9 protein-coding genes are annotated in these 11,854 nt (G+C 61.0%); 3 read left to right on the top strand and 6 right to left on the bottom strand.

The window, feature by feature from the left end; genetic code table 11:
- Window positions 1-52: 52 nt before the first annotated feature.
- The 6 genes from AC1D2N_RS25400 to AC1D2N_RS25375 all read right to left on the bottom strand — a co-directional run bounded on the left by AC1D2N_RS25400 (window position 53) and on the right by AC1D2N_RS25375 (window position 7,000).
- On the bottom strand, window positions 53-1,705 hold the full coding sequence (locus AC1D2N_RS25400) for a GMC oxidoreductase (RefSeq protein WP_130654213.1): 1,653 nt from the start codon (window positions 1,703-1,705) through the stop codon (window positions 53-55).
- 83 nt (window positions 1,706-1,788) lie between these two features.
- Window positions 1,789-2,874: an ABC transporter ATP-binding protein gene (locus tag AC1D2N_RS25395; protein WP_130654214.1), complete on the bottom strand. Its 1,086-nt coding sequence runs from the start codon at window positions 2,872-2,874 to the stop codon at window positions 1,789-1,791.
- Between the two features lie 7 nt (window positions 2,875-2,881).
- Window positions 2,882-3,766 carry a carbohydrate ABC transporter permease gene (locus tag AC1D2N_RS25390; protein WP_113542805.1) on the bottom strand — a complete coding sequence of 295 codons (885 nt, stop codon included), beginning with the start codon at window positions 3,764-3,766 and terminating at the stop codon, window positions 2,882-2,884.
- Entirely contained in the window at window positions 3,766-4,653 is an 888-nt protein-coding gene (locus AC1D2N_RS25385) for a carbohydrate ABC transporter permease (RefSeq protein ID WP_130654215.1), read from the bottom strand. The genes AC1D2N_RS25390 and AC1D2N_RS25385 overlap by 1 nt, the downstream gene beginning before the upstream one ends.
- A gap of 102 nt (window positions 4,654-4,755) precedes the next feature.
- Window positions 4,756-5,988, bottom strand: a complete 1,233-nt coding sequence (locus tag AC1D2N_RS25380; protein WP_130654216.1) for an ABC transporter substrate-binding protein — start codon at window positions 5,986-5,988, stop codon at window positions 4,756-4,758.
- 58 nt (window positions 5,989-6,046) lie between these two features.
- Window positions 6,047-7,000: a sugar phosphate isomerase/epimerase family protein gene (locus tag AC1D2N_RS25375; RefSeq protein WP_018246896.1), complete on the bottom strand. Its 954-nt coding sequence runs from the start codon at window positions 6,998-7,000 to the stop codon at window positions 6,047-6,049.
- 221 nt (window positions 7,001-7,221) lie between these two features.
- On the opposite strand from AC1D2N_RS25375, the gene AC1D2N_RS25370 reads away from it, so the two are divergent.
- The 3 genes from AC1D2N_RS25370 to AC1D2N_RS25360 all read left to right on the top strand — a co-directional run bounded on the left by AC1D2N_RS25370 (window position 7,222) and on the right by AC1D2N_RS25360 (window position 11,851).
- Entirely contained in the window at window positions 7,222-8,292 is a 1,071-nt protein-coding gene (locus tag AC1D2N_RS25370; RefSeq protein ID WP_115157896.1) for a LacI family DNA-binding transcriptional regulator, read from the top strand.
- 236 nt (window positions 8,293-8,528) lie between these two features.
- On the top strand, window positions 8,529-10,403 hold the full coding sequence (locus tag AC1D2N_RS25365; RefSeq protein ID WP_047620544.1) for an adenylate/guanylate cyclase domain-containing protein: 1,875 nt from the start codon (window positions 8,529-8,531) through the stop codon (window positions 10,401-10,403).
- A gap of 116 nt (window positions 10,404-10,519) precedes the next feature.
- Entirely contained in the window at window positions 10,520-11,851 is a 1,332-nt protein-coding gene (locus tag AC1D2N_RS25360) for a gluzincin family metallopeptidase (protein ID WP_130654217.1), read from the top strand.
- Window positions 11,852-11,854 lie beyond the last annotated feature (3 nt).

Raw genomic sequence — 11,854 nt, 5'->3', positions numbered from 1 at the left:
CTCTTAAGCCGATGATTGCGGCGTCGAATGCGCTTCAGCCGCCGAGGCGCGCCTATAGCTGTCCCGTCCGGTACTGGTCGACAAGATTCCGGCAGGCGCGGATCGTCAAGGCCATGACGGTGAGCGTCGTGCCGGCGATGCCGCTGCCGGGGAAGGCGCTGGCGTCGGTGACGATGAGGTTCGGGACATCCCAGACCTGGTTGTAGGGGTTGAGCACCGAAGCCTCAGGGGTTTCGCCCATGCGCGCGCCGCCCGTCTCATGGATTGCCGCGCCCATGCACATGGTGTTGCGGAACCATTTGCGGAACATGAAGCGGCTGAAGGCATCGGCTTCGGGAAAGGCGCCCTTGCCCATCTCCTTGAGGCCGGTGGGCGAGCCGATGAATTCGAGGTCGCCGCCGACCTCCTTGATCATCGCGATCAGCGTTTCCTCCTGCCTTCTGAGCAGCGCCTGTTCCTCCTGTCGCATGACGCAGCGGATATGCGGCACAGGAATGTTCCAGGCATCCCTACGCCTGACGTCGAGCGTGATGCGATTATCTGCATAGGGCAGCATGCGGCCGAAACCGAAGAAGGCGAGACGTGCATCGCTTTCTCCGGAGACCGGCGCGCGGCCGACGCTTCCCTGGTAGTCGAAATCGCCGCGGGCGACGTCGCCCTCGCCGAAGCGGGGAATGAAGATCCCGCCCGACGGATTGTAGAACGGGTCGGTCGGCGCGGACTCGTCGACCGCCCAACCCTTCGCCTTCGAAAAGGACCCGAAGGCAAGGCACGGAAGCTGATCCATGAAATAGCGGCCGAGGGCGCCCGAGCTGTTGCCGAGCCCATCAGGATGTTTCGCCGACGCCGAATTCAAGAGCAGCCGTACGCTCTCGATCGGCGAGGCCGAAAGCACCACCGTCGCGGCGCGCGCGGTCGATACCTCGCCCGTATTGCGATCGATGAACTCCGCCCCGGTGGCGCGGCCGGTCTTCTCGTCCGTGGTGATGCGGCGAACGACGGCGTCGTAGCGGACGGTCAGTTGGCCGGTGGCCTGAGCGTCTCGCAGCGGTCGCGGCATGCGGTCGGCGTCCGGCGCGATGTAACGCCAGGAGACGACGTGCCTTTCCGGCCAGCGGCTTTCGACCGCCTGCTTGAAGATCTGTTCGGCGGGCGTCAGGCTTGCCGGCTTCGCATAGACGCCGTCCGGCAAGGTGGGCGCGTTATCCCTATTGCCGTAGAGGCCGAGATAAGTCTCCACCTCGTCGTAGAAAGGCACCAGTTCTTCATAGGAGACCGGCCAGTCCACACCCTTTCCGGCGCGCGAGCGGATCTTGAAATCATCGTCGGTCCAGCGCAGCAGCACCCTGCCGAAACTGTGGAGACGCCCGCCGCCCTGGCGGCCGCGGATCCAGAGGAAGGGCTCGCCCTTCGGCGTCGTATAAGGATTCTTGCGGTCGTTGACGAAGAAGTGGCTGAAACGCTCGGTAAAGAAGGCCGCGCGGGCCTGGATCGGCTGGCCCTTCAAGGTGGCCCGCGCGCGCTCCCAGATATTGATGCTGCTTGCCGGCGCCTTCTTGCGCGCGGGATCGAAATCCTTCGGCCCAACGGCGGGACCGGCCTCGAGCAACAGCACCGACAGCCCCTGTGCCGTCAGTTCTTTTGCCGCAAATGAACCCGCCGCGCCGGAGCCGATCACCAGCGCATCATAGACGATCTCAGACATGTCTTTTCAAATCCTGTCCTGAAGCAATCCTCAAAACGGCGCGAATTGCACCCGGAATTGCGGGAAAACAAAGGGATGGTGCGTCACAGCCGCGATTCGTCAGCGCCGAAGAGGGAGGCCTTGGCGATATCGAGCCCGGGAGCCACGGCGTCACCGGGCTGCAGCGTGACATCGCCCATCAGCCGGAGCGAGAGGCTTTGGTCCGCCCAGTCGAACCAGACAACGGCATCCGAACCCATCGGCTCGACGACGGCAACGCGGCCCGGAATGGTGGGCAGGCCGCTCGCAGCTCCATCGAGCACAAGGTGTTCCGGGCGAAAGCCGAGTGTAGCAGGACCTTCCGCCACGACTGCACGGAAGGAATAACTGGAGAGATCGATGCTCAGCCCGTTACCCAGGAAGACGGGCGCCGCCCCGTCGCCGCGCTCGATCCGGCCCTCGATGAAATTCATGGCCGGAGCGCCAATGAAACCGGCAACGAAGAGATTGGCCGGGCGGCGGTAGATCTCGGCCGGCGAGGCGAGCTGCTGGATCACACCGTCGCGCATGATGGCGATGCGGTCGGCAAGGGTCAGAGCCTCGACTTGGTCGTGGGTCACGTAGATCATCGTATTGCCGAGGCGCTGGTGCAGCTTCTTGATCTCGACGCGCAATTCGTTGCGCAGTTTGGCATCGAGGTTCGACAGCGGTTCGTCGAACAGGAAGACATCGACTTCGCGCACCAGTGCCCGGCCGATGGCGACGCGCTGGCGCTGGCCGCCCGATAGCTCGGCAGGGCGCCGGTCGAGCAGCTTGTCGAGCTGGAGAAGGGCGGCGGTGCGAGCGACACGGGCCTCGATCTCGGCCTTCGGCAGACGGGCGACGCGAAGTCCAAAGGAGAGGTTCTTGCGGACCGACATGCGGGGATAGAGCGCGTAGGACTGGAAGACCATGCCGATGCCGCGGTCCTTCGGCTCCTCCCAGCTGACATTCTTGCCCGAGATCCAGACCTCGCCTGATGTAATGTCCTGGAGACCGGCAATGGCGTTCAAAAGCGTAGACTTGCCGCAGCCGGAAGGGCCGAGCAGCACCAGGAACTCTCGCGGCGCGATATCGATCGACATCTTCTCGATCACCGTATGGTCGCCATAGGCGATCTTCAGGTCCTTGACGGAGACGGCAGATTGCATGGAAGCGTTACCCCTTGACTGCGCCGGCCGCGATGCCGCGCACGAACCAGCGGCCGGACAGGAAATAAATGGCGAGCGGAACGATGGCGGTGAGGATCGTCGCCGCCATGTTCACGTTGTAGGTTCGCTCGCCCATCGTGGTGTTGACGATATTGTTGAGCTGCACGGTCATTGGCAGGTTGTCGCGCCCGGCAAAGACGAGCCCGAGCAGGAAGTCGTTCCAGATGCCGGTGAATTGCAGCATGGAGACCACGACGACCATCGGCACGGCAATCGGCAGCATGATCTCGAAAAAGATGCGCCAGAAGCCCGCGCCGTCGACGCGTGCCGCCTTGCAGAGCTCCTCCGGCACGCTGACGAAATAGTTGCGGAAGAGCAGCGTCACCAGCGGCAGGCCGAAGATGACATGCACGAGAATGATGCCGGCCAGCGAATTGTAGAGATCGATATTCGCCATCGCCCGGACCATCGGATAAAGGAAGATCTGGTAGGGGATCAGGCCACCGGCCATCAGCAGGCCGAAGAGCAGGTTTGCCCCGCGCGGCCGCCAGAGCGACAGCGCATAACCGTTGACGGCGCCGATAAAGACCGACAGCGCGACCGAGGGAAGGGTGATCGCCACCGAATTCCAGAAGCCGCTGCGAATGCCGACGCAGACGGTTCCCATGCAGGCGCCCGACCAGGCGGTAGCCCAGGCAGAGAAATCGAGCGTGGCCGGCAGGGCAAAGATCTGCCCGAGCCGGATTTCGTCCATGGACTTCAGCGAGGTGACGACCATGGTGTAGAGCGGCAAAAGGAAGAAAAGCGCGGCGATGACAAGGAAGGCATAGAGGCCGATGCGCCCGGCGGTGATCTGTGCCGGCTTCGGGCCGTTTGGATGAGGACGGGCCATCACGCGGCTCCCTTCGCTCTGTCGCGCATGTGCATGATGTAGCGAAACGGAGCGACTGCGATGATCACGCCGAGGACAAGCACCGTCGCGCCTGCTGTGGCGAGGCCGAGATTCTGGCGCCCGAACAGATTGTCCATGATAAATTTCGCCGGCACCTCCGTCGCATTGCCGGGGCCGCCATTGGTCATGGCGACGACGATGTCATAGGTCTTGATCACGCCCATGGCGAGCAGCATGCCGGCCGCGGCCAGCGCCGGCCCGAGCTGCGGCAGGATGATCGAGACATAGATCCGCCAGACGGGAATGCCGTCGATCCGCGCCGCCTTCCATTGCTCGGCCTCGATGCCGCGCATGCCGGCGAGCGCAATGACCATGACGAGCCCCGCGCCCTGCCATACGCCGGCAAGCACCAGCGCATAGATCGCCATGTCGCGATTGACCACCCAGTCGAGGACGAAGCTTTCCCAGCCGAGCGAACGCACGCTCGCCTGGATGCCGAGCGTCGGATTGAGCATCCATTGCCAGATCAGCCCGGTCACCACGAAGGACATGGCGTAGGGATAGAGGAATATGGTCCTGAAGGCGCTTTCGAAGCGGATCTTGCGGTCCAGCGCCGCGGCGAGAAAGAAGCCGAGCAGCAAACAGCCTGCGACGTATAGGACGCCGAATATCAACACGTTTTGCAGCGAGGCCAGCCACTTGGCGGAAGAGAAGAGCTTCGAATACTGCGCCAAGCCGACATAGGTCGAGGACGGAAAAAGCGTCGAATTGGTGAAGGACAGGCGGATCGACCAAGCCATGGTGCCGATGAAGACCACGACCGCGACGAACCATGTCGGCAGCAAGGCGATGGTCGCGGAAAGATTGGGCTTGCGTTTGATGGACATCGGCCAGCTCGTTGACGGAGTGGAAAGCAGGGCTCGGGCCGCCGCGTGAGGCGGCAGCCGGCAGCCGTGGCGTCGGATCAGGCCGACGCCACGGGTACTATCCTACTCGAAGACGGCGAAGAAGTTTTCGGCTGCGGCGCCTGCATCGTTCGAGCCGCCGCTCCAGTATTCGTCGACGAAGTCGTCGAGCGCGCCGACCTGCTGGGGCGTCAGCACGATCGCCTGGTCCGGCACGATTGCACCGGCGCTCATCAGCTCGACACCCTTCTGCGCGCAGGCGTCCAGCTTCGACTTATCGACGTCGGCGCGCATCGGAACCGAGCCCTTCTTCAGGGCAAATTCGACCTGAACGGCCGGATCCATGACGACTTCGGCGAGAAGTTTCTGCGCCTTGTCGGTCTCGGCCTTGCCGGTCTTGGGGAACCAGAGGGAGTCGGCGATGTAAACCATGCCCTTCGACTCCGGCACGATCATGCAGCCATAATCCTTGCCCGGCTCCTTGCCGGCAACGGTGAATTCGCCCTTGGCCCAGTCGCCCATGAACTGCACGCCGGCCTTGGCGGTGATCAGCATGGCGGTCGCGTCGTTCCAGTTGCGGCCGGCTGCACCGGCATCGACATAGCCGCGCAGCTTGCCGAGGATTTCAAGGGTCTTCTTCACACCCTCGACGGATGCCGGGCTCTTGTCCTTGTCGACATAGATCTTCAGGAACCCGTCGATCCCGACCTGAGAGAGCAGGATCATGTTGAAGACCTTGGTTTGCTGCCAGGGCTGGCCGCCCCAGGCAACCGGAACGATGCCGGCAGCCTTCATCTTGTCGAGATCCGCAAAGAGCTCGTCCCAGGTCTTGGGCTCTTGCGCGATGCCGGCCTTCTCGAAGGCTTCCTTCGAATAGAAGATCCAGCTTTCACCATGGGCGCCGGTCGGCGCAAGATAGACCTTGCCGTCATAGGAGATGAGATCGTGGATCGATTTCGGCAGGGCGTCCGCCCATTTGCCGGAGGAGGCCACGTCGTCGATCGGATTGAACAGGCCCTGGTTGATGAAATCAGCGGCAGCGAGGCCGATGACGCCCTGCTTGGCCCCGGGCGCGTCACCCGCGACGATACGGTTCTGGAAGGCGGCATCGGCCGCACCGAAGCCGGCGATCGAGGAATCCTTCCAGACGCCGCCGCGCTTTTCGAACTCGGTCTTGATGACGTTGAGCGCGGCTGCTTCGCCGCCCGACGTCCAGGACGACATGATCTCGATCGTCGGCTTGTCCTCGGCATGGGCCGAGGCAGACAGGCCGGCGAATGCCACGCCGGCAAGAAAAAGCTTCATCATGGTCTTCATTGTTCCACCTCTTGAAAATGCCCTCTTTGCGGGGCGTTTGTTGTTTTAGGGATGACTGTCAGCGATAGATCGGCAGGAGCGCCTGCCGGACGAGGGTGAGCCCGTTGGCGATGTCGCGGACGGGATCCGGCGCGGCATCGAGTTCGAGGATCGCCCAGCCTTCATAGGCCCGGTCGCGCAGCAGCCGGATCCAGGCCGGCCAGTCGACCCGTCCGAGGCCGAAGCTGCAGAAATAGGGCTGGTGGCGTTCATGGATGTGCTTGTCGATCGGGGTGTCGGCGGGCATCGGGCCGCGCGCATCCTTCCAGTGGGCGATGATCATGCGCTCGTGATGGCGATCGACGAGCTGGACGGGATCGGAGCCGGCCACGATGATGTGGGCGGTATCCGGGCACATGTGCACATAGGCTGGGTCGGTGAGAAGCATCATCAGATCGACGTCGCGCGCGGCGGCAAAGATCGAGTGCGCCTCGGTGTGAAGCGCCAGCCGTACGCCCCTGGCATAGAGGGTCGCGCCGAGCCGGTTCAGAAAATCGGCGATCACCTTGGCGCGATCGAAATCATGGAACTGCACCGGCTGGGCGCCGAGCGTCTGGCGTAAGGGCGCGCCGATCACCATGATGTCGCTGCCGCAGGCTTTCAGGAAGTCGGCATATCGTTCCGCCTTGTCGATCAGCGCGCGCTGGGCCTCGGGCTCGGCGAAGTCGCCGGCCGCCTCAAGTTCCGCGAAGAAGCCGCTGCACAGCGTCAGACCGCGTCTTGCCAGCTCGGCCGCGAAGGCATCGACGGATCCATAGGTCTTGATCGCGTCCTGCCAGTTGAAGGGAGAGAAGGTCAGCTCGACGCCGGTAACGCCGGAGGCCTGGACGCCGTCGAGGATCTTGTCCCAGAAGGCGCGCGGCGCGGCGCGTGCATAGTCGACGATCGCGTCATGGCTATCGACGTCCCAAAAGCCGGGATGGAAGAATGTCACGAGATCGACGCCGAAGCGCAGCCTGTCGTCAGCAGCCATAATCACTCCCTTTTCAAGGCATGACCTATCCGTTTGCGGAAGGGCCGTTCCGCATTCATAAGTCGTAGAATTTTCAATGCATTAGCGTATGGCAATCGTTTGCCATGATTAGATAATAGCCAAGCTGTTTTTTTACGCAAGCGGTTTTTGGCAAACGTTTGCTATAAGCTGCCACTTGTCTTAGAGTTGCAAACAAAAGCATCCCGGAGAAAGAAAGAACCGTGAACAAAAACAAGGATGTAGTCGGGGAGGATCAATCAGGCGCGTTGATGGCCGATGTCGCGCGGCTCGCCGGCGTTGCGATATCGACAGTGAGCCGGGCGCTCGCCAATCCCGGACGGGTCAACGAAAAGACGCGCGCCAAGATCAATGCCGCAGCCAGGCAACTGGGCTACACCCCGAACGCGATGGCGCGCGGTCTCAGGGTCGGCAAATCCAATATCATCATGATCATTCTGCCGGGATCGCTCTACTATGGCGCTTCCCAGGTCATTCCGCAGGTGCTGCAGAGTATCAATAAATCGCTGATCCAGGGCGGCTACAACCTGATGATCGCCAACCTCGACCGCGACGAGATTTCCGAACGGCACATTCTCGACCTCGCCTTCGGCGGCAGCGTGCGCGGGGCCATCATCCTGTCGTCGAAGCTTCCGGAGGTTGACGGACGCTCGCTGGCCAATTCCGGCCTGCCGATCGTGTCGATGCTGCTCGACATGAGCGATGCCGGCCTGCAGAGCGTCGTTACGAACGACCGCGAGGCCGTGCGCGACGTCACGGCCGAACTGATCCGACTGGGTCATCGACGGTTCTTCTATCTTGCGGGGCCTGAAGGCAACTATCACGATGTCGAGCGTTACGGCGGCGTCCTCGAGGCGCTCGAGGCGGCAGGATTGTCCGAGGATTCGGTGCATCGCTCGGGTGGTCATCTCGATTATCAGCACGGCTTCGACATTGGTGTCCAGGCGGCGGATGATTTCGCCGAGTTGACCGAGAAACCGACAGCCGTCATCGCGACCAGCGATGACATGGCCATTTCATTTGTCAGCCGTATCCAACGGACGGGCCTAAGTATTCCCGGTGATGTGTCCGTCGTCTCCTTCGACGGCTCCCCCGTCTGCGAATTTTGCTCTCCGCCACTCTCGACGATCAAGCAGCCGGTGGAAGAGATGGGGCGCGCCGCGGTGGATCTCCTCTTCGACGCCATTGGCCAGAGGCAGAATACGGCGACGGTTCGTACCGTCATCCGCAGCAGCCTGATCTTGCGGGAGAGCATCGCTGCTCCGAAGAACTGACGGAGCCGGCCGCGGCGAGGGGATTACCCTCGACATCAATCAAAACCCGCCGCTTGATCCTCGGTACTTCGATCTCTTGTCGGTCGACGCCATTACAGCCCTACAGTGTTCAGCGTAAACTGTTGGTTTGGCGACAGAGGGATATTTTAGTTGTCAGTAATACAATCATCCGGCAACATGATCGGCTAACTTCTAGAATTGAGTAATATTGCCACCAGCACGTTGGGGAGACGGGCATGTGTGCAGAGCTTGTCGAGCGCCGATTGGCGGCTATCCTGGCCGCCGATGTGGTGGGCTACAGCCGTCTCCTGGAGGCAAACGAAGAGGAGACGCTCAACGCCCTTCGTCAGCATCGCCGCGAGCTCTTCGATCCAGCTGTCGCGAACCATGGCGGGCATATAATCAAGCTGATGGGCGACGGTTTCCTGGTCGAGTTCGGGAGCGTGCTCAGTGCTGCACGATGCGCAGTCGAAATCCAGCGCGGCATGCTGGAGCGCAACATGGGGATTCCAGCGGACAGGCACTTCGCGTTCCGGATAGGCTTGAATCTGGGCGATATCGTCTTCGATGCGGATGACTTTCATGGGGACGGCATTAATGTGGCAGTCCGGCTGCAAGCCCTTGCAGCTCCGGGCGGCATTGCCTGTTCGGCGGCAGTGCGCCACGAAGTCGCAAACAAGCTCGGTCTCGATTTCGCAGATCAGGGCGCCATGAACGTCAAGAACATTTCCCGTCCGGTCCATGTCTATTTTGCCGATTGGGGCAATGTCGCCTCCAGCGAGCAGGTTCCGCTTGCCGCAGGTACCCACACACGGGCACCCGTCAACAAGCCATCCGTTGCAATCCTGCCATTCGCTAACATCAGCAACGATTCCGAGCAGGATTTTTTCAGCGACGGCATCACTGAAGATCTCATCACGGACCTATCGAATGTTTCAGGCCTATTCGTACTGAGCCGCAACACCGTCTTCACGTGGAAAGGCCGGAGCGAAAACCTGCAGCGCATCGCCGGAGAACTCGGCGTTGCCTATATCGTGGAGGGCAGCGTCCGCAAGGCAGGCAACCACGTACGAATCAATGCGGAATTGATCGAAGCAGCCAGCGACGGCCATGTATGGGCCGCGCGTTACGACCGCGACCTCACCGACATCTTCGAAGTGCAGGACGAGATCGTGAAGGCGATCGTCGAGCAGCTTAAGGTCAAGCTGCTTCCGGAGGAGAAGAAGGCTATCGAGCAGGCGCCGACAGGAAGCGTTGAAGCCTATACGCATTTCCTCAGGGGGCGAGAATACTACCATATTGCCTCGCGCTCGAACCACCTGATGGCCAGGCAGAGTTTCGCCAGAGCCATCGAATTGGATCCGGGCTATGCCCGCGCCTATGCCGGAATCGCGGTTTGCGATGCGCGTCTGCGGTCTCAGTTCGGTGCGGAAATTCCCGTGGAGGCCATTCTCGCGAACACGGCGACGGCGCTCGTTATCGATCCCAATCTAGCGGAGGCACATGCGGCAAAGGGGTTTGCGTTGGCGGTGGCCGGCAATCGCGCTGAGGCGGTTTCAGCATTCGAGCAGGCTTTGTCGCTCGACGCCAATTGCCACGAGGCGAACCGGTACTATGCCGAATTTTGCGTCACCGACGGTCAGTTCGAACTAGCGGCCACGCACTTTCAGCGCGCAATGGAAATCAAGCCTGCCGATTATGGTGCGCCGATCATGCTCGTGAACGTCTTTCGTTCGCTCGGGCAAATAGACAAGGCCAGTAGCTATGCGCGGATCGCGTTGAAAAAGGCGGAGGAGGAACTGCGGCTTCACCCGGAGAATGCCAATGTTGCCTGCCTGGGAGCGACGGCACTGGCCTTTCTCGGTGTCCGCGACATGGCACTGGAATGGTTGGCGCGCGCGCTGGCGACGGATCCCAACGACATAAACATCCAGTACAATGCCGCGTGCACCTATGCACTGCTTGGCGAAATCGACAGAGCGATAGATTTGCTTGAGGTCTGGATACCTCAGGTCGGCATCGAGATGCGGCTGTGGTTCAAGAACGATTCGGACCTCGATTCCATTCGCAGTCACCCGCGCTATTCGAGGTTGGTTGAGCCGTCTGAATAACGCCCGGTACATTTGGCAGGCTGGCGCTAATACTATTTCATTACTTGCTAAAATTCTCGCGAGCGCCGAAGGTCAACTTAAACTGGCAATCATAAAAGTCTTTTGAGGGGGAGCGGATGGGCACCCGGTTCAGACTTTTTGTACAGCCTCCATTTGAAGATGCTCGGTCCAGTCCCGAGATTGTCGAAGTGTCGTCTCCGCTGGGTAGCCTGACAGCTGGTCCGGCCGACGATCGCATGTTCGTTGTGGAGCCGGTCGGCAAGACGAGTCCTTACGGTGTGAACCGCGGGCCGCTCGGAACACCGTACATGTATCTGCCGCCCTGGACCGGGAAAATCCTTCAGCCGGCCACCCCCGACGAGTACGGCAATTTCGACTATCTCCGATCTTCAATGGCTGGCTTCGAAGCCGCGCATGTTTTTGGTTGCGTGCGATTCACACTGGATGTGTGGGAGCGCTATCTCGGTCAGCCGCTCACCTGGCATTTTCGCGATCATTATGACCGTCTGGAAATCTCGATCCTGCCGCGATGGGACAACGCCCAATACGGCTATGGTTTCCTCGAAATTGGGAGCCAGTTCGAAAACAACGGGCGCGTCCTTCCCTTCAGCCTGGATTTTGACGTCATCGCTCATGAGGTGGGGCACGCGATCATCTTCAGCGTACTGGGCGTGCCGCGCCCGGGAACCGAGTATCCGGAATATCTTGGCTTCCAGGAGGCCTTCTCCGACTGCGTGTCGCTGATCGCGGCCATGCATTTTCCGTCCGTGATCGACAATGTTCTCGCGGAGACGCGCGGTAACCTCTACCGTGCAAATCGCCTTGCGCGCTTTTCGGAATTTTCGCCGCATCGCCAGATTCGTTCGGCAAATAACAAAAGGACGATGGCCGACTTCGCTCGTGGGTGGAAGGACGAGCATGAGCTCTCGCAACCGCTCACCGGTGCAATATTCGACATCCTCGTCGACCTCTTTCATGAGAGCCTAGTGGCGCGCGGCTTGATCTCGCCTGCCGTTGAAAATCTCGCAGATATTGCCGAGTTCGATCCGGCCGCCGAGGCACCCGTGCAGCATGCTTTCGACCGCGCTTTCGCGCGCAACTCGGATGGTTTTGTCGAAGCACTGCTCGATGCACGAGACGTCGTCGGGACGTATCTGGCGGAAACCTTGTGGGCTCTTGCTCCCGACTTCCTGGACTACGGCGACGTGGCGAGAACGATGCTTGCGATTGATCGGGATGAAAGTGGCGGCCAATTTGCGAGGATCATCAGCAGGAACTTCGGGCAACGGGCGATCGGCGAATTGCATGCTGGCGCACACCTCAAAGGCGGCGAGCATCGCAGCCATGTCCTTTCCGCACGTACGCTACTGCCAATAGATTATCTCGCGCTTCCGAAGATGAACTATCGCGAGAAAATTTTACTGTCGAGATCAATGAGCAGTCAATAATTC

It is taken from the genome of Rhizobium sp. P1_B8 (assembly GCF_056406515.1).
Note: the sequence above shows the minus strand (reverse complement) of the source record. Positions and strands in the feature narration are given on the sequence as shown.